The sequence below is a fragment of the Pseudomonas sp. AD21 genome (genome assembly GCF_002878485.1).
Classification (GTDB): Bacteria; Pseudomonadota; Gammaproteobacteria; order Pseudomonadales; family Pseudomonadaceae; genus Aquipseudomonas.
Genome location: NZ_NQYG01000007.1, coordinates 48936 through 68013 on the forward strand (window position 1 = coordinate 48936; position 19078 = coordinate 68013).

The following is a 19078-nucleotide window of genomic DNA, read 5'->3' on the forward strand; positions in this document are numbered from 1 at the left end:
CAGTTGTCTGATCCGCCGCCTTCGCGAGCAAGCCCGCTCCCACAGTGGTTTTGTGGTGACGCTGCTAGATGCGCAACCCGCCATCCATCTCCAGAATCCGCCCGGTGTAATAGTCGTTTTCGAAAATATACGCCGCCGAATGGGCGATCTCTTCCGGCTTGCCCATGCGCTTGAGCGGAATTCCCGAGGTCATTTTCTCCAGCGCTTCGGGCTTCATGCCCAGGGTCATCTCGGTCTCGATGAAGCCCGGCGCGATCCCCGCCACACGAATGCCATAGCGTGCCAGCTCTTTGGCCCAGGTCACGGTCGCCGCAGCAACACCGGCCTTGGCCGCGGAATAGTTGGTCTGGCCAACGTTACCGGCGCGCGAGATCGACGAGATATTGATGATCGCGCCACTGTTCTTCAGCTCGACCATTTTCGCCGCGACTTCCCGGGTGCACAGGAACACGCCGGTCAGGTTGACGTCGATTACCGCCTGCCACTGGGCCAGGCTCATCTTGGTCATTTCGCCGTCCTTGACCTTGAGCAGCAGGCCGTCACGCAGGATCCCGGCGTTGTTGATCAGGCCATGGATCGCGCCAAAGTCTTCGGCCACCTGGGCGACCATATGCTCAACCTGTTCTTCATTGGCCACGTTGCACAGATAGCTGCGCGCCTCGACACCCTTGGCCTTGCAGGCGGCTACCGCGTCGTCGAGTTTTTCCTGATTCAGGTCCACCAGGGCCAGCTTCGCGCCTTTGCCGGCGAAATACTCGGCCATGGAACGGCCCAAACCCTGGCAACCGCCGGTGATAATGATTACTTTGTCGTTGAGTTGCATTCGCATGCCCCGATAGCCGGTCTGAGTGGTTTTTGTTATTGGCGCCGCTCGATCTGCAGCGGGTGTGGCCCGATTGCACATGCGCATTGCCAGATGGCGTGACCGGGACTTATCCCCAGGCGCCTGTCCGTTTTTTCGACGGATTCTATATAAGGAGTCATAAATTGAGCGTTGAAGCGGCCAAGAATGCCCGAGAATTGCTTCTCAAGGAATACCGTGGCGTATTGTCCACCCACTCCAAATCGATGCCCGGCTTCCCGTTTGGCTCCGTGGTTCCCTATTGCCTGGACGAGCAGGGCCGCCCGCTGATCCTGATCAGCCGCATCGCCCAGCACACCCATAACCTGCAAAAGGACGCGAAATGTTCGCTGCTGGTCGGCGAACGCGAGGCCGATGACGTTCAAGCCGTTGGTCGCCTGACCTATCTGGCCGAAGCGCAAAAGCTCGAGGATCCGCTCGCCATTGAAGCTGCCGCCGAGCGTTATTACCGTTATTTCCCCGATTCGCAGAACTATCACAAGGCCCATGACTTCGACTTCTGGGTGCTCAATCCGGTGCGTCATCGCTACATCGGCGGTTTCGGTGCGATTCACTGGGTCGATCAACTGACACTGGCCAACCCGTTCGCCGGCAAGGCCGAGATCAGCATGGTCGAGCACATGAACAGCGATCATGCCAAAGCCATTGCGCACTACGTGGAATTGACCGGCCTGCCGCAAACCGTGCCGGCACAACTGGCCGGGATCGACAGCGAAGGCATGCACCTGCGCATCGGTCAGGCGCTGTACTGGTTGCCGTTTCAAGCGTCTTGTCATACGCCGATACAAGTGCGCGAAGCCTTGGTTTCTCTGGCTCACGCCGAGGTCTGGCCAAAAAATGCAGTGGCCGACGCTTGAATTCACGAAAGGGCGACGTCATCTAATGCTTACTGCAAGGCATTTCTTGCGTTGAGGAATCTTTGATGCGCCCTTTTTTGTTGCTCTTTCTGCTGTTTCCGGTGCTGGAGCTGTTCGTATTCGTCAAAGTGGCAGGGGCTATCGGGTTTTTCCCGGCCCTGCTGCTGATTATTCTCGGCTCGATGTTCGGCGTGTTCGTGCTGCGCGTCGCCGGACTGGCCACGGCACTGCGTGCCCGTGAAAGCCTGAACCGCGGTGAGCTGCCCGCGCAGACCATGCTTGAAGGCCTGATGCTGGCACTGGCCGGCGGCCTGTTGATCCTGCCGGGCTTCGTCAGCGACGTGGTCGGTCTGGTGATGCTGTTGCCGTTCAGCCGTCGTCTGCTGGCAAACAAAATGCGCCAGCGTGCTGAAGAACAAGCGATTCGTCAGCGTGCGTTCGCCGACGACCTGCAACCCCGCGGCGGTCCTGCACCGCGCCAGCCTCTGGGCCGCGAGGGTGATGTGATCGAAGGCGAGTTCGAACATCGCGACAGCAAGTAACCCCTGCATCGACACGGCACCTTCGGGTGCCGTTTCTTTATGCGCGGCATTCAAGGGGCAAATCGATGAAAAATTTTCTGCCCCCGCCCTTGTAATAAGCTTATGCGCCCTTATGTATCGGTCACCGAAAGGTTTCCGACATTTGAGTCGGACAGACTTCCGCGGCTCGCTCGACGAACCGCAACCGGCGCAGGCCGGATTTGTTAAACCCGCCGGGACTACACCGGCCGATGAAAACCACAATTAGGAGAGATCGACAATGAAGCTTCGTCCTCTGCATGACCGCGTCGTCATCCGTCGCAGCGAAGAAGAAAAGAAAACCGCTGGCGGTATCGTCCTGCCAGGTTCGGCTGCTGAAAAAGCCAACCACGGTGTGATCGTCGCTGCTGGCCCGGGCAAGACCCTGGAAAACGGTGAAGTGCGTGCGCTGGCCGTTAAAGTCGGCGACAAGGTTGTGTTCGGTCCTTACTCCGGCAGCAACACTGTGAAAGTCGACGGCGAAGACCTGCTGGTAATGGCTGAGAACGAGATTCTCGCTGTACTGGAAGGCTGATTTCCCGCTCATTTTCCCGCTACTACAAAGTATTTAAGGAATATCGATCATGGCTGCTAAAGAAGTTAAGTTCGGCGATGCCGCCCGCTCCAAGATGCTCAAAGGCGTCAACGTTCTGGCTGACGCGGTAAAAGCGACCCTGGGCCCGAAAGGCCGTAACGTGATCCTCGAGAAGAGCTTCGGCGCTCCGACCATCACCAAGGACGGCGTTTCCGTCGCCAAAGAAATCGAACTCGAAGATCGTTTCGAAAACATGGGCGCGCAGCTGGTCAAAGACGTTGCCTCCCGTGCCAACGATGACGCTGGTGACGGTACTACCACCGCTACCGTTCTGGCTCAGTCGATTGTCAACGAAGGCCTGAAAGCCGTCGCTGCCGGCATGAACCCGATGGACCTCAAGCGCGGTATCGACAAAGCGACCATCGCGATCGTCAAAGAGCTGAAAGCCCTGTCCAAGCCATGCGCTGACACCAAGGCAATCGCTCAGGTCGGCACCATCTCCGCCAACTCCGACAGCTCCATCGGCGACATCATTGCCGAAGCCATGGAAAAAGTCGGTAAAGAAGGCGTGATCACCGTTGAAGAAGGCACTGGCCTGGAAAACGAACTGTCGGTTGTAGAAGGCATGCAGTTCGACCGTGGCTACCTGTCCCCGTACTTCGTCAACAAGCCGGAAACCATGGTTGCCGAACTGGACAACCCACTGGTGCTGCTGGTCGACAAAAAGATCTCGAACATCCGCGAAATGCTGCCAGTGCTGGAAGCCGTTGCCAAAGCCGGCCGTCCACTGCTGATCGTTTCCGAAGACGTTGAAGGCGAAGCCCTGGCGACTCTGGTAGTGAACAACATGCGTGGCATCGTCAAAGTCGCAGCCGTGAAGGCTCCTGGCTTCGGCGACCGTCGCAAGGCCATGCTGCAGGACATCGCTGTTCTGACCGGCGGTACCGTTATCTCCGAAGAGATCGGCCTGAGCCTGGAAGCAGCTACCCTGGAAAACCTCGGCAGCGCCAAGCGTGTGACCATCTCCAAGGAAAACACCATCATCGTTGACGGTGCTGGCGTTGCAGGCGACATCGAATCGCGTATCGCTCAGATCCGCGCCCAGGTTGCTGAAACTTCCTCGGACTACGACCGTGAAAAACTGCAAGAGCGTCTGGCCAAACTGTCCGGCGGCGTTGCAGTGATCAAGGTTGGCGCTGGTTCCGAAGTAGAAATGAAAGAGAAGAAGGCCCGCGTTGAAGACGCCCTGCACGCTACCCGTGCAGCCGTTGAAGAAGGCGTGGTACCTGGCGGTGGCGTTGCGCTGATCCGTGCTCTGGAAGCCCTGACCGAACTGACCGGCGACAACGCTGACCAGAACGTCGGTATCGCTGTACTGCGTCGCGCTGTTGAAGCGCCGCTGCGTCAGATCGCTGCCAACTCCGGTGACGAGCCAAGCGTAGTCGTCAACGAAGTGAAGAACGGCAAAGGTAACTTCGGTTACAACGCTGCTTCCGGCGAATACGGCGACATGATCGAAATGGGCATCCTGGACCCAACCAAGGTAACCCGTTCCGCTCTGCAAGCTGCAGCCTCGATCGGCGGTCTGATCCTGACCACCGAAGCCGCTGTTGCTGACGCGCCGAAGAAAGACGGCGGTGCTGGCGGCGGTATGCCAGACATGGGCGGCATGGGTGGCATGGGCGGCATGATGTAAGCCAGCCTTACCCCTGTAACGAAAAACCCCGCCTGCGATGAGCAGGCGGGGTTTTTTATTGCCCGGATTTCAGGCTTCACACCGTCCCCCTGTGGGAGCGAGCCTGCTCGCGAAAGCAATCCACCCGTCACCACTGCTGTGACAGATACAGCGCATTCGCTAGCAGGTTCGCTCGCACATTGGGATCTGTGTTTCCTGCACTAACCGGTTGCGCAAAAAAAAACGCCCCGGTGCATCAGCCCGGGGCGTTTCTATTAACGGTTACTGTTCGCTGACCTGCGCCGTGTTGTCCTTCGCAGGCTTCCAGCTCAACAGCTGCTGTTTGAAGCCATAACTGGCGGTCTGATAATAGGTGATCGCGCGGGTGATCAGCGGGTCGTCACTGGTAACCCGTGATTCGCGGCTTTCGGTCAGCGCATCGTCATGCCGGCGCAAGCCCTGGCGCGGACTGAGAATCGCCAGATCCTTGCCATCGAACAGACCCAGATGCTGATAGTTGCCGACTACCACGCGCGGTGGCAGCGGGTTGTCCAGCAACAGGTTGCGGCCGAAGAACGTCGAGGTGTAGTCCAGATTCAGCAAGCCCAGCAGCGTCGGGGCGAGGTCGATCTGGCTGGCCAGTTGCGCGCTCTCGCGTGCCTCGATCATTCTCGGCGCGTAGATGAACAGCGGGATCTGATAGTTGGCGATCGGCAAGTCTTCTTTGCCGGCGCTGCCAGCGGTGTGGTCGGCGACGAAGATGAAGATCGTGTTGTCGAACCACGGTTTCTGGCGGGCCTGCTCAAGGAACTGACCAATCGCGTAATCGGTGTACTTCACCGCACCATCACGGCCGTTGCCGGATTTGATGTCGATCCGGTTGTCCGGATAGGTGTAAGGACGATGGTTGGACGTGGTCATCAACTGCAGCAGGAACGGTTGCTGCTTGGCGTAATCGGCGTCCGCCAGCTTCAGGGTCTGGCGATACAGATCCTCGTCGGCCATGCCCCAGGCGTTCTTGAAGTGGATTTCGGCTTCATCGACGCTGCTCTGGTCGACGACGCGATAGCCGTTGCCGCTGAAGAACGCGTTCATGTTGTCGAAGTAACCGCGTCCGCCGTAGACGAACACACTGTCATAACCCACGGCGCTCAGCTGTTGGCCAAGGCTGGCGAAACCGCTTTCACGGCCGATGCGCTTGACGATCGAGCGACCCGGCGTCGGCGGGATGGCCAGGGTGATCGCTTCCAGGCCGCGGTCGGTGCGGGTGCCGGTGGCGTAGAAGTTGTTGAAGTACAGGCTCTGCTTGCGCAAGGCGTCGAGGTTCGGCGTCAGGTTGCGACCGTCACCGTTGCTGCCCAGGTACTTGGCGCTCAGGCTTTCGATGGTCACCAGCACAATGTTCGGTTTACGCGCAGTACCGGGGTTGTCGATCACCCGGCGGATGTCCTGCGGGTCCTGGCCGATGAAGCGAGCGTTGCTTTCACTCAGCTCGGCACGGATCTCACCGGCGACTTTTTCCGCTGGCAGGCTCTTGTAGAACTGGGCGTAGTCCAGCTCATTGTTACGGAACGCGGCGAAGAACTGATACGGGCCGTTGCTGGCCAGTTCGTTCTGGTAAGCGTTGCCGCCCTGGGCGCGAGGTGCGTCCTGGCTGAGCAGTTGCAGGCTCAAACCGGCGACGATCAACAGGCCCAGTGCATTCAGCAGCCGTGCGCGCAGCGGTGGCAGCGGGGCATTCATGGCCGCATTGAATGGTTTGCGCAGGGCGAAACTGATCACCACGGCCAGCACCGCGAGGAGGCTCAGCAGTTTACCGATCGGGTACGACTCGAGGACGTTGTTCAGCACTTCGTCGGAATACACCAGGTAATCGACGGCGATGAAGTTGAAGCGCACGCCGAACTCGTCCCAGAACAGCCATTCGGCCACCGCCACGAACAGCATCGCGAACAGGCTGATGGTCAGCAGGGCGCGCAGGAACCCGCGATGCCCGCGACGCCGCCACAGGCCCGGCGGGCAGAGCAGCAGGTACAGGCCCATCGGCAGCGCCGCGTAAGCCAGGAACCCCAGGTCATAGAGCGCGCCGATGCCGAACACGGAAAGGGCGAAGCCACCGGCTTCATCCAGGTGAGTCAGCAGCAATACCGCTCGGGTGAGGAGAAAAATGACCAGCCAGGCGCCGGTGATAAGCAGCAGAAAGCGCATGGGCGCTGTCTTGAAAGGGTCCATTGTTTCGTTTTCCTTATATCAATGGCGCGCGAGTGTCGCGGCGCCACTGTAATCAGGTTGTGAATCGATAGTGAAAACTTTGTTAAATATTTAATTTTTTTGGACAAATCGACCTGCGCGCTTGCCGGCCCTAGCCCTGAACCGGCGTTGGCCTTAAGCTGCGCGGGCCAAGACGGCCGTTACTGTGTACGGAGGAAATGCCAATGCGAATTCTATTGGTCGAAGACAACCGCGATATCCTGGCCAACCTGGCCGATTACCTGGGGCTCAAAGGCTATACCGTCGATTGTGCCCAGGACGGCTTGTCGGGCCTGCATCTGGCCGCCACCGAGCATTACGACCTGATCGTGCTCGACATCATGTTGCCCGGGATCGACGGCTACACCCTGTGCAAACGCCTGCGTGAAGACGCCCGGCGCGACACCCCGGTGATCATGCTCACCGCCCGCGATCAACTGGACGACCGCCTGCAGGGCTTCAAGTCCGGGGCCGACGATTACCTGGTCAAACCGTTTGCCCTGTCCGAACTGGCAGCGCGAGTGGAGGCCGTGATGCGCCGCACTCAGGGTGGCGGACGCCGTGCGCTGCAGGTCGGTGATCTGACCTACGACCTCGATACTCTGGAGGTGACCCGCGAGGGCAAGCTGCTCAAACTCAACCCGGTCGGCCTGAAACTGCTGGCGGTATTGATGCAGAAGAGTCCTCACGTGCTGCGTCGGGAAATTCTCGAGGAAGCGCTGTGGGGCGATGACTGTCCGGACAGCGACAGCTTGCGCAGCCACGTCCACCAATTGCGTCAGGTGATTGACAAGCCATTCGCCAAACCGTTGCTGCAAACCGTGCACGGTGTGGGTTACCGCCTGGCCGAGGGGCGTGATGGAGTTTAAGCAAAGCCTTTCCCAGCGGATCATCATCGCCTTTGCGCTGATGAGTGCACTGGTGGCCGGGGCCTTCGCCATGGGCATTGTGGCGACCGTGCATCTGGTGGAGGAGAAACTGATTTCGGCGGGACTGGGCGGCGACCTGCAGCGTCTGCTGCTGATGGACAATGTCTCGGACTGGAGCCATCGCCCGGAACCGGACCAGTTGTTTTATTTCAGCGGCGGCCCGGGTGATTTCGAGCTGCCCAAGGACCTGCGTCACCTCGATGCGGGCTTCCACGAAGTGTTCCGCGAACAACTGTCGTATCACGCGATGGTCGAGATCGTCGACGGTCGCCGCTATGTGTTGCTGCAGGATCAAAGCGATTTCGAAGAGCGCGAACGCGTGCTGTTCGCCGTGGTGCTGGTGGGCTTCGTGCTCAGTCTGGCGCTGGCGGTGTTTCTCGGCTGGGTGTTGGCGCGCAAGGTCATGGCGCCGGTGGTGCGACTGGCGCGGCAAGTGCGGCACCGCGATCAACTGCTGGGGCTGGCGCCGCCGTTGGCACCGGACTATGCGGCTGACGAAGTCGGCGAACTGGCAGTGGCGTTCGATGCCACGCTCGGGCGCCTGCGTCAGGCGCTGACCCGCGAGCGGCTATTCACCAGCGACGTCAGCCATGAACTGCGTACACCGTTGATGGTGTTGGCCAGTTCCTGCGAATTGCTTTTGGAAAACCCGGGACTGGATCAACGCGGCCGGGCCCAGGTCGAGCGTATCGCCCGTGCCAGCCAGGAAATGCGCGAGCTGGTGCAGACCTTCCTGATGCTCGCCCGCGCCCAGCGTGAAGACGCCGGTTCCGCGCCGCAGCAGAACATCGCCCAAGTGGCCGATGGGCTGTTGAGTCTCTGGCGCGAACCAATCGAGTCCAAAGGACTGCGCCTGATGTTCGAGCCGGGCAATCCGCCGGACACCTGCTTCAACGCCACCCTGCTCGGCGCCGTCATGGGCAACCTGCTGCGCAATGCCTGCCACTACACCGAACAGGGGTTCATTCGCCTGACACTCAACGACAACGGATTCGTCGTCGAAGACTCGGGCGTCGGGATTCCCGAGGAGAAACGCGAAGCCATGTTCCAGCCCTTCGTGCGCGGCAATGAAAAGCGCGGCGAAGGCCTTGGGCTGGGCTTGTCGCTGGTGCAGCGGATCTGCGAGAACCAGGGCTGGGAAGTAACCTTGAGCACTATGGAACCGAATGGCTGCCGCTTCGAAGTGACGCTGGGGCTGCGCTGAGCCCCATTGATGGCCCCGCGCTATTGCTTTCCCTGTGTAAAACCCTGTAATAGATTGCCGGTTTACCTGACGTTTTTTTCACAAAGGGACGACCTGACGCTGACATGCCACTACCTATGGTAGGGGTATCAGTAATTCAGGAGCCCTGAAGATGAGCAGACCGATCAAGCTCGATTTTTCCGAAAAGTATGATGACCAGCATGCGCAAAAATATTTGCGCAAGCATCAGGACGGTCTTGGTCGTCGGTTGTCTCATTGGCGGGACGAGCAGGTGGCTCGCAAGGCGCTGACCCTGGCCGGTGAGCCTGGTTTGGTCCTGGACCTGCCGTGCGGAGCAGGGCGTTTCTGGCCGTTGCTGGCGGAAAAGCCCAACCGGGTGATCATCGGCGCGGACAATTCCGAATCGATGATCAAGACCGCGATGCAATCGCAACCGGCCGACGTAGTGAAACGGGTACAACCTTTGCACACGTCAGCGTTCGACATTGCCTTGCCGGATAACGCCGTCGACAGCATTTTCTGCATGCGTTTATTGCATCACATCGGTGAAGCCGAGCATCGGCGGGCGATTTTGCGCGAATTCGAGCGCGTCACTCGCGACAGCGTCATCATTTCGTTGTGGGTCGACGGTAATTTCAAGGCCTGGAAACGCAAGCGGGCCGAGAAACGTCGCGGGCAGGAAGGTTACCAGAACCGGTTTGTGTTACCGGCTGTGACAGTAGAAAAGGAATTCGAAGAAGCAGGTTTTCGCATTCAGGAACAACTGGACTTTATTCCGCTCTATGCCATGTGGCGGGTTTACGTATTACGCAAGAGGTAACAGGATGGCGGTGCAAACAGCAGCAGAAACGGAAGTCGCTCCCCAGGATCGCTTCGACTACTTCTGGAACCAGCGCGGTGAATGGGTGGAAGAACCCAACGTACGCCGTGGTGGTGAAAGTGGTGTGCAACGAGTCATGGGCCGAGACGGCCAGTTACTGTATGCCAAGCGCCAGACCGGACATATCTACCGCAGTTGGCTGCATCCCTTCGGTCGCCCGACGGTGCTGCGCGAACTGGATGCCCTGACCGGCGTCAGCCGACTCGGTGTGCGCGTACCGCAAATCGTCTTCTGCGGCGCGCAGCCTGATCCGCAATACAAGTGGCGTGCCCTGCTGGTGACCAAGTCGCTGGACGGTTTCGACGAACTCGAAAAGTGGGAAGCCGCTGGTGGTCGTGCCCAATACGGCGAAGCGGTCTACGAACGCGTCCTGAAGGACCTGGCACAAAACCTTGCGCGCATGCACAAGGGCCGTTGGCAGCACAGCTGCATCTACATCAAACACGTATTTGTACGGGTGACCGGCGAGGGCGATTCGGCTCAGGTCGAGGTGGCATTGATCGATCTGGAAAAATGCCGCCAGCGTCTGACCGCTTATCGCGCGGCCGCCCATGACATGAAGCAATTGCGTCGCCATTCGTCGTTCAGCGACACGGACTGGAAAAAACTCGTCTACTTTTATGAGACGGCGTTTGGCAGCGCTATCAAAGGTTTATAGCGATGAAACTCGAAATTGCACGAGGTTTGTTTTTGGTTGGAGCCTTGGCAGTTGCTTCATTGGCGGTGGCGGCCTGGGAGCAGCCCCGCATGCAGGTGATCGGTGCCACCACGGGCGATGCTCACTGCGCAGTACCACGGGTGGCGAAAGCCTCCGTGGCCACTAAACCCGACCATGATTTGTTGCTGTTCATGTTCGGACTTTCTCAAGGGATGAGGCCACAGAGTTGAACCGATTGAAGCCCAAATAAAAGGCCTCGCAGTTGCGAGGCCTTTTTTATTGCGTGTCTTCGGGATCACACCGTCCCCTGTGGGAGCGGGCTTGCTCGCGAAGGCGGTGTGTCAGTCAACATATTGCCGTTGACTGGAAAACCGCTTTCGCGAGCAAGCTCGCTCCCACAGGGGTTATGTGGTTTCTTGCGGATCGGGTTTCGCCAGCAGCGTGTAGATGCACGGCAGCACGAACAGCGTAAACAACGTGCCGATCGACATCCCGGTGGCAATCACCATGCCGATATCAAACCGGCTCACTGCGCCTGCACCGGTCGCCAGAATCAACGGCACCATGCCGAACACCATCGCTGCTGTGGTCATCAACACCGGCCGCAAGCGAATCGCCGCCGCTTCTTCGACCGCCTCGCGCGCGGTCAGGCCTTTGTCCTTGCGCAACTGGTTGGCGAATTCGACGATCAGGATCCCGTGCTTGCTGATCAGCCCGATCAGCGTCACCAGCCCGACCTGGGTGTAGATGTTCATGCTCGACCAGCCCAGGAACAGCGGAATCAACGCACCGCAGATCGACAGCGGCACCGTCACCAGAATCACCAACGGGTCGCGGAAGCTCTCGAACTGCGCTGCCAGCACCAGGAAAATGATCGCCAACGCGAGGGCGAAGGTCACCCACAGCGCGTTGCCTTCCTGCACGTACTGGCGCGAGGCGCCGCCGTAGTCGAAGGCAAAACCGGCCGGCGCTTCCTCCCGCGCAATCTGCAACACGGTGTCGATTGCCTCGCCCATGCTGACCAGCGGGAATCCGGAGACCTTCGCGGCGTTGAGTTGCTGGAACTGGTTGAGCTGACGCGGTCGCGCCCGGTCGGTGACCTTGATCAGGGTCGACAGTGGCAGCAGCTCGCCCTGGGTGTTTTTCACGTAGTAGCTGTTCAGCCAGCCAGGGTTCTCGCGAAACGGTCGCTCGACCTGGGCAATCACCTTGTAGCTACGGCCTTCGATGGTGAAGCGGTTGATTTCCGCCTCGCCCAGCAGCGTCGCCAGGGTGCTGCCCAAGTCGAGCATCGACACGCCCATCTGCGCGGCTTTGGCGCGGTCGATGTCGACCACCACTTCCGGCTTGTCGAACGCCAGGTCGAGGTCGACGAAGGCGAACTTGCCCGACTCCATCGCGCGCTTCTTGATCCGGTCGGCCACTTGCAGCAGCAACTCGTAGTCATTGGCGGTGTTGATCACGAACTCGAACGGCAAGCCTTCACCGGTGCCGGGCAGGGAGGGCAGGTTGAAGCCGAAGATCTGCAGGCCCGGGATGGCGCCCAGTTTGCCTTGCACCTCGGGCAGGATCTGCATCTGGGTGCGGCTGCGTTCGTTCCACGGCTTGAGCAGGAAGCCGCCGATGCCCGATTGCACACCGTTGTAGCCGTTGATCTGGAACGAGGAGTAGTACTCCGGAAACTCCTTGAAGATCTTGATGAATTCGTCGGTGTAGGTGCTCAGGTAGTCGAGGTTGGTCGGCTGCGGGGCGTTGGCCATCATGAAAATGATGCCCTGATCCTCATCCGGCGCCAGTTCCGACTTGGTGAACTTGAGGAACACCGGGATCAGACACAGCACGATCACGGCAAACACCAGCACCACCGGGCGAGTGTTCAGCGTGCCGTGCAACAGGCTCTGATAGCGGCGCTTGAGGCCATCGAAGATGCGGTCCAGTCGATGCGCCAGGCCACTGGGGTTTTCCTCGTGACGCAACAGCAGGGCGCACATCATCGGCGACAGGGTCAGGGCCACGATCCCGGAGATCACCACGGCGCCAGCCAGGGTCAAGGCGAACTCCTTGAACAGCGCCCCGGTCAGGCCGGTGAGGAAACCGATCGGCGCATACACTGCCGCCAGGGTGATGGTCATCGACACCACCGGCATGGCGATTTCCCGGGCACCTTCCAGTGCAGCCTCCAGCGGCGTTTTGCCCTCCTCGATATGCCGGTGGATGTTCTCCACCACGACAATCGCGTCGTCCACCACCAGCCCGATCGCCAGCACCATCGCCAGCAGGGTCAGCAGATTGATCGAGTAACCCATCATCTGCATGAAGAACATCACGCCGATCATCGACAGCGGGATGGTCACCACCGGGATCACCACCGAGCGCAGCGCGCCGAGAAACAGGAACACCACCACAATCACGATCAGCACCGCTTCGAACAGGGTTTTCACCACTTCGTCGATCGAGGCCTGAATGAACAGGGTGGCGTCGTAGGCAATCTCGCTCTTGAGGTTGGGCGGCAACTGGGCTTCCAGTTCCGGCATCAGTTTGCGCACTTCCCGGATCACGTCCAGCGGGTTGGCCCCGGGCGTGGCCTTGATGCCGATGTACACCGACGGCGTGCCGCCGAACGAACTGATCGAATCGTAGTTTTCCGCGCCCATCTCGACTCGCGCCACATCGCTGAGCAGCACGCGGCTGTCGCCACTGACCTTGAGCGGAATCGCCGCGAAGGCTTCGGCGGACTTCAGCTCGGTGTTGGCGTTGATGCTGGTGACCACGTACTCGCCCTTCACTTCGCCTGCGGCAGAGAGGAAGTTGTACTGGCGCACCGCGTTGGTCACGTCGCTGGCACTGAGGCCGAAACCGGCAAGCTTCACCGGGTCGAGCCACAGGCGCATGGCGAACACCTGATTACCGAGAATCTCCGCTTCGGCCATGCCCGGCAGGGTCGCGAGTTTCGGCTGGATCACCCGCGACAGGTAGTCGGTGATCTGCGGGTTGCTCAAATCCTTGCTGAAGAAGCTGATGTACATGAGGGCCGAGGCGTCGGCCGATTCCTTGCTCAGCACCGGGTCTTCGGCGTCCTGCGGCAGCTTGTTTTTCACCTCGTTGGCCTTGGCCAGCAGTTCGGTGAACAGGCGGTCGGTGTTGGAGCCGATACGCGCGTAGATCGAGATCACCGAGAAGTTCTGGCGGCTGACCGAGGTCATGTAGTCGATGCCTTCGGCGCTCGCCAGGCTCTGCTGCATCGGCTGGGTGATGTAGCCCTGAATGGTCTCGGCGTTGGCCCCGGGGTAGGCAGTGGTCACCGTGATCAGGGCGTTTTCCATTTGCGGGTATTGGCGCAGCGGCAGCTTGCTCCAGGCCTGGAAACCCAGCAGCACAATCAGCAGGCTGACCACGGTGGCGAGCACCGGGCGGCGGATGAACGGATCGGTAAAAGCCATGGGGATTCCTTGATCAGTCGGCGCGAGGCGGACTGTTCTGCTCGCCGAGGGTCTTGTCGTCGCTGATGGCGATGTGTGCGCCGTTGTCCAGTTTGATCTGGCCGGCGGTCACCACTTGTTCACCGTTGTGCACGCCCTTGTTGATCATCACCAGACCATCGCGGCGTTCGCCGGTCTCGATGAAGCGCCGTTCGGCGATCAGCACGGGTTGGCCCTTGTCGTCTTTTTCGACGCTGCCGTCCTCGGCCTTCTTTTGCCCGACCACGTACAGCGAGTTGCCGTAGAGGGTGTAAGTGATCGCGCTTTCCGGTACTACGATGTGTTTCTGCGGGTCGGGCAGCAACACCTCAAGGCTGGCGAACATGCCCGGCAACAACCTGCCGTCTGGGTTGGCCAGGGTCGCGCGGACCAGAATGTTGCGCGTGGTGCTCTCGACAATCGGGTTGATCGCGCTGATGGCGCCGGGGAAGTTCTGCCCGGGATAGGCCGCGACGCCGATCTGCACTGGTTGGCCGATCGCCAGTTTCGGTATCGACTGCTCCGGCACGTAGAAGTCGGCGTAGAGGCTGCTCAGATCCTGCAGGGTGGCGATTTTGGTGCCGCTGGCGAGGTAGTCGCCGACGTCGACCTGGCGAATGCCGATGGTGCCGCTGAACGGCGCGACGATGCGCTTTTTCGCCAGCGCTGCATTGAGCTGATTGACCGTGGCCCGCTCCTTTTGCAGCACTGCCGAGAGCCGGTCGTATTCACCTTTGGAGATGGCGCGGCTGTCGATCAACTGGCTGCCACGCCCGAAGTCCAGTTGCGCCAGGCCCAGGTCGGCCTTGGCGGTTTCCAGCAGGGCGGTTTCGACGGCGCTGTCGAGTTGCAGCAACGGTTGCCCGGCCTTGACCTTCTGTCCGGATTCGAATTTGAGTTCAGTGACGGTGCCGGCAACTTCCAGGCTCAGCTCGACGCCTTGCAGCGCCTTGAGCGTGCCGACGGTCGGCAGGCGCATCTGCCACGGCCGTTCGCTGGCGCTGGCCACGGCGACACTGATCGGCGGTTTGGGTTTGGCAAAGCCCTGGATCATGGTGTAGATCGAAAAGGCTTTGTATCCGCCCAATACCAGGACGACCAGCAAGACAACACCCAACATGATCAGCATGCGGCGACGCAGCATATTTCCAGTTCCTTGGATAAATCAGGTGAGACAGTCGGGCACATTACTCCGAGTCAGGTGCGGATTCCAACTGCGAGTTTTTACAGGTGAGGACGGAGTGAAAAAGTCTGAACACTGAACCTGTGGTGAGGGGATTTATCCCCGATGGGTGGCGCAGCCGCCCCAAAACCTGAAACCGCGGTCTGTCAATTGAACCGTGTGCGATGGTTTTGCGACTGCTGCGCAGCCGATCGGGGATAAATCCCCTCGCCACAGGTTATGAGTCGTACTCAGAACAGGTGGATTATGCGATCAAGTGCAGATGGTTATCCCAGAGCCCCGCCGGCAGATCCAGCGGTTTGGCCAGCAGCTCATCCTGGCGGCAATCGTAGTAACGGCAACGACCCTGACCCGAGGTCACGACAAATCCGTCCTTCACCGCACCGACGCCGGCGCAATCGGGCAGCGGTGCGTCGAGGCGCACTTCGCCACTGTCCAGGTCCCAGATAAAGAACCGGTTGCCGCGTGGCGCGGTCAACGCCACCAGGCGCAGTTCGCTGTGCACGGCGACGCTGGCGGTGTAATGCCCCATCGACTGCAACTGATGATCCGGCACCGGGAACGCCACGAACGGCTGACCCGGACGCTTGATTGCCAACAGCTCGGAGCGCTCGTGAGAGGCGCCCATGAATTGCTGGCCGGCGACGATGGTGCCGTCGCTGGCGATCCCCAGGTGGCGCACACTGTTCATCTGCTGGGCGAGGGTTTCCTTGCTCAGCAGGGTGCCGTCGCGTTGCATCAGCACCAGGCTCGGTTCCATGGCGTTGAGGTTCATGTCGACACGGCTTTCCGCCTCGGTACGAATTCCGCCGTTGGCCACCACCAGGGTTTCGCCATCGGGCATCCACGACACCTGATGCGGACCGAGGCCATGGGTGGAGATCTCGCCGCTGTACACCAGCCGCTCGCCTTCGAACTTGTACACCCCGAGCAGGCCGCGACCCGGATCGCTGGTGTCGTTCTCGGTGGCGTACAGGTATTCGCCGTCCTTGTGTACCACCGCGTGGCCGTAGAAATGCCGGTTCGGCTGCGACGTCACGGTTTGCAGCAACGCCCCGTCGCGCAGGTCGATCAGGTAGCTTTCGGTGCCCGGGCGACGGGCGACGAACAGCGCGATTGGCAGCGTCGGGTGGTTGATGATGTCGTGACAACGCTGGCCGACCTCGGTGGCGAACACCCGGCTGCCGTCCAGCCGATAACCGACAGCGTAGTGCTTGCCATCGGTGTCATCGCGCGCCGAGAGCAGCAACGGGCTCTGATCCTTGCGCTTGAACAGCGTCCAGCCGCCCAGAGTCACTGCTCCCAGCAGCACACTACCTAAAGTCAGAGCCTGGCGTCGCAGCATGGCACTTGCCCTCATCAGTCACCGTCGTTGGCGTTGAAGCCCAGTTGAATGCCCAGCGCCTTGGCCAGTTCGCCTTCGTGCAGGCGATGGACGACGTTGAGGCTGTCGTAGAGGTCGTTGAGCTGCTGGCGACCGGCGTCGTCCTGGAGCATTTCGGTCAGCGAGCGCTGGGTGCTGCCGAACAGTTTGAGCGAGGCGGCGTACGCAGCGTCGATCTTGTCCGCCAGTGGTTTCTGATCGCTTGGCAACAGACCGCGCAGGCCTTTGTTGTCGACGCCTTCCCACACGGTTTTGGCCGCAGCGAGGCTGGCTTCCATTGATGTCAGCGACGACTGGCTGCGCCATGCATCGGCCTGGAACGGCTGCGGCACACCCTTGCTCTGGCGGCCCATCGGCGTGCCGAGTTTTTTCTTCAGGGTGTCGAGGGCGGTGACCTGCACACGCAGCAGGTCGGCGATCGCTTCGTGGGAGTCGGCATAACGCTGGTTAGGGAACTTGCTCATTTGCGCGAGCATGCCGTCGGTGTTGTTCCAGGTTTGCAGAATCTCTTCAGCCAGTTGCTTCTGACGTTCGCCGATGGCGATCAGCAGCGGGCAGTATTTGGCTTTCTGTTCGTCGTTGGCGACGTCAGGCTTGGCATCGAACAGGATGTATTCGTAAGCCGACAGGCCTTGTACCACCACGCTCGACTTGGCCAGGGCCGCGGCATCGATCTGCGGCTGGGCAACGACCAGTTGTTCGACCTGACGGCCGACGAGGTTTTTCTTGTCCGGCCAGAACTGCACCTGCCACGAACGGTTGCCCTCGGCCAATGGCCCGATCAACAACGGTTGCAGCTCGGCCCAGGCTTTCTGCGCATGCAGGAAGTCGGCGCGGGCGGTTTCCAGGGTTTCCTTGCCCTGGCAGTAGGCGAGGGCGCTGACGGCCAGTTGCTTGTCGGCCTCGACCCAACGGGTGTAGGTCGGCAGGATCACCGATTTGGCGATGGCCGCCGAGGTGACCGCTTGCGGATCTTGTGGCGAGCACGCGCCGAGTGCCAATGCGGCGAGGCTGGTGAACAGTAGCTTGGGACGGAACATGTCGGGCTCCCGATTCTTTATTAGTGTTTAAAGTGAGTTCAAAAACGCCAGCAGCGCGGCACGCTGTTCGGCGTTGAAAGACAAAACCTGTTGCTGCGCCTTCTGTGCTTCGCCGCCATGCCAGAGCACGGCTTCGAGCAGATTGCGGGCGCGGCCGTCATGCAAAAACTGAGTGTGGCCACTGACCGCCTGCGTCAGGCCGATCCCCCACAACGGCGGGGGGCGCCAGTCGCGGCCGGAGGCCTGGAATTCAGTGCGGTTGTCGGCCAGGCCGTCGCCCATGTCATGCAGCAGCAGATCGCTGTACGGGCGAATCACTTGATTGGCCAGTTCAGGTTCGGCCGCGTTGGCGACGGTGGTGTATTTCGGGGTATGGCACGAATCGCAGCCGGCCTGGAAAAACAGATTCTTTCCGGCGATGACGTCTGCATCGTTAACACCACGGCGTGCAGGCACGGCGAGGTTGCGGGTGTAGAACAGCACCAGGCGCAGGATGTTGTCGCTGACTTCCGGCTCGCCGTCCGGACCATTGCCGTTCGGCGCCTGTTTGCAGGCGGTTTGCGCGTCGGTGCAGTCATCGAACGGTCTCAGGCTGGTGGTGAGGCCCATATCACCGGAAAACGCGTGAACATTCTGCTGATTGAGGTTCGGCTGCCCGGCTTTCCAGCCAAAACGGCCCATGACGGTCTTCTGCTGCGCGTCATCCCATACCTGATTCGGGCGCCCGTTGATGCCCTTGTTGTTCTGAGCTTGCGCGGCGGCGTTGGCAAGAATCGCTTCCTCCGGGATCGCTTCGAGCAGGCCGAGGCCGATCATCGGCGGCGCGACGCGGGCCGAGAAACGCGTGTCCGGGTGCATCGGCCCGTAGCCCAGTTGGCTGAATTGCAGAACCGGTTTACGCAGTTCCACTTCAGTGCCGTCCTTGAAACGGATAGGTACTGGCGTGTATTCGACACGCACTTTGCCTTCCGGTGTAACGCCGGGCACGGCCATGTCCTGGAACTGCCCGCCGTAGACCGGCTCAGGCACCACGCCGACCTGCTCGATGAGTTTGGCTAATTCCGGGGTGTCAGGGATCGAGAGTCTGACCAGCATCGACACGGCGTTGGGCGCGTCGGGCGGTGGCGGATGGCCACGGCCGTCCTTGATATGGCAGCCCTGGCAGGCATTGGTATTGAACAGCGGGCCGAGGCCATCGCGGGCGGTGGTGGTCGACGGGGCGATCACCCACGGGCTGCGGAAGAAACTGTTGCCGACACTGAAATCGACCCGGCGCGACGGCGGCAGGTTGGCCGAGGGCAGGGAGAACGCGTTCTGATCGGTCTTGCGCACGGTCGCCGCACCGCCCGAACGCGCTTCACCCGGCTCGGCCTTGGTAAAACGCGGGGCGTCATCGCAGGCACTCAGGCCCAGGGCCAGAAACAGTGCGGACAAGCGAAGAGGCAGCGAGGGCATCAGACATCCTGCAGACGGGCGAAAACAAAGGCGCAAAGTCTAACAGGGCGAGGGAGTTTGAATAAGAGGAATTATCGTTTGCTTGATACAGCGCAGTGATTTGGAGAAACGCAGTTGCCTCTGTGGGAGCGGGCTTGCTCGCGAAGGC

16 protein-coding genes are annotated in these 19078 nt (G+C 60.4%); 9 read left to right on the top strand and 7 right to left on the bottom strand.

The features are described from left to right. Positions 1 to 64: 64 nt before the first annotated feature. Complete coding sequence (locus PseAD21_RS06390) at positions 65 to 823, bottom strand: SDR family oxidoreductase (protein WP_016773416.1); 759 nt, start codon at positions 821 to 823, stop codon at positions 65 to 67. A gap of 164 nt (positions 824 to 987) precedes the next feature. Here PseAD21_RS06390 and PseAD21_RS06395 point away from each other — a divergent pair, with 164 nt between their 5' ends. The 4 genes from PseAD21_RS06395 (at position 988) to groL (ending at position 4510) form a co-directional block, all read left to right on the top strand. After that, entirely contained in the window at positions 988 to 1719 is a 732-nt protein-coding gene (locus PseAD21_RS06395) for a HugZ family protein (RefSeq protein WP_102354960.1), read from the top strand. A gap of 65 nt (positions 1720 to 1784) precedes the next feature. Further along, positions 1785 to 2261, top strand: a complete 477-nt coding sequence (locus PseAD21_RS06400) for an FxsA family protein (protein ID WP_102354961.1) — start codon at positions 1785 to 1787, stop codon at positions 2259 to 2261. Positions 2262 to 2520: 259 nt separating this feature from the next. Further along, complete coding sequence (locus PseAD21_RS06405; protein ID WP_003227685.1) at positions 2521 to 2814, top strand: co-chaperone GroES; 294 nt, start codon at positions 2521 to 2523, stop codon at positions 2812 to 2814. Between the two features lie 49 nt (positions 2815 to 2863). Further along, a complete protein-coding gene (gene groL, locus PseAD21_RS06410; protein WP_102354962.1) occupies positions 2864 to 4510 on the top strand; it encodes a chaperonin GroEL in 1647 nt (548 codons plus the stop codon). Positions 4511 to 4771: 261 nt separating this feature from the next. On the opposite strand, the gene PseAD21_RS06415 is transcribed toward groL, so the two are convergent. After that, positions 4772 to 6721, bottom strand: coding sequence for an LTA synthase family protein (locus PseAD21_RS06415; RefSeq protein ID WP_102354963.1), 1950 nt, complete (start codon positions 6719 to 6721; stop codon positions 4772 to 4774). Between the two features lie 203 nt (positions 6722 to 6924). Here PseAD21_RS06415 and PseAD21_RS06420 point away from each other — a divergent pair, with 203 nt between their 5' ends. The 5 genes from PseAD21_RS06420 to PseAD21_RS06440 all read left to right on the top strand — a co-directional run bounded on the left by PseAD21_RS06420 (position 6925) and on the right by PseAD21_RS06440 (position 10640). Then, a complete protein-coding gene (locus PseAD21_RS06420) occupies positions 6925 to 7608 on the top strand; it encodes a response regulator transcription factor (protein WP_025111688.1) in 684 nt (227 codons plus the stop codon). Then, complete coding sequence (locus PseAD21_RS06425; RefSeq protein WP_102354964.1) at positions 7598 to 8872, top strand: HAMP domain-containing sensor histidine kinase; 1275 nt, start codon at positions 7598 to 7600, stop codon at positions 8870 to 8872. The genes PseAD21_RS06420 and PseAD21_RS06425 overlap by 11 nt, the downstream gene beginning before the upstream one ends. Positions 8873 to 9023: 151 nt before the next feature. Continuing rightward, a complete protein-coding gene (locus PseAD21_RS06430; RefSeq protein ID WP_102354965.1) occupies positions 9024 to 9692 on the top strand; it encodes a class I SAM-dependent methyltransferase in 669 nt (222 codons plus the stop codon). 4 nt (positions 9693 to 9696) lie between these two features. After that, the gene (locus tag PseAD21_RS06435; protein ID WP_102354966.1) at positions 9697 to 10410 is read left to right on the top strand and encodes a lipopolysaccharide kinase InaA family protein; all 714 of its coding nucleotides are present in this window, start codon (positions 9697 to 9699) and stop codon (positions 10408 to 10410) included. A gap of 2 nt (positions 10411 to 10412) precedes the next feature. Beyond that, complete coding sequence (locus PseAD21_RS06440) at positions 10413 to 10640, top strand: hypothetical protein (protein WP_025111684.1); 228 nt, start codon at positions 10413 to 10415, stop codon at positions 10638 to 10640. Between the two features lie 174 nt (positions 10641 to 10814). On the opposite strand, the gene PseAD21_RS06450 is transcribed toward PseAD21_RS06440, so the two are convergent. The 5 genes from PseAD21_RS06450 to PseAD21_RS06470 form a co-directional block, all read right to left on the bottom strand. Next, positions 10815 to 13850, bottom strand: coding sequence for a multidrug efflux RND transporter permease subunit (locus PseAD21_RS06450; RefSeq protein WP_102354968.1), 3036 nt, complete (start codon positions 13848 to 13850; stop codon positions 10815 to 10817). Between the two features lie 13 nt (positions 13851 to 13863). After that, entirely contained in the window at positions 13864 to 15012 is a 1149-nt protein-coding gene (locus PseAD21_RS06455) for an efflux RND transporter periplasmic adaptor subunit (RefSeq protein WP_102354969.1), read from the bottom strand. 283 nt (positions 15013 to 15295) lie between these two features. Further along, positions 15296 to 16396 (bottom strand): DUF1513 domain-containing protein, encoded by a 1101-nt coding sequence (locus tag PseAD21_RS06460; RefSeq protein WP_102354970.1) that lies wholly within the window; start codon positions 16394 to 16396, stop codon positions 15296 to 15298. 14 nt (positions 16397 to 16410) lie between these two features. Continuing rightward, positions 16411 to 17475, bottom strand: a complete 1065-nt coding sequence (locus PseAD21_RS06465) for an imelysin family protein (protein WP_102354971.1) — start codon at positions 17473 to 17475, stop codon at positions 16411 to 16413. 27 nt (positions 17476 to 17502) lie between these two features. Then, positions 17503 to 18930 carry a di-heme oxidoredictase family protein gene (locus PseAD21_RS06470; protein WP_102354972.1) on the bottom strand — a complete coding sequence of 476 codons (1428 nt, stop codon included), beginning with the start codon at positions 18928 to 18930 and terminating at the stop codon, positions 17503 to 17505. Between the last annotated feature and the right edge of the window lie 148 nt (positions 18931 to 19078).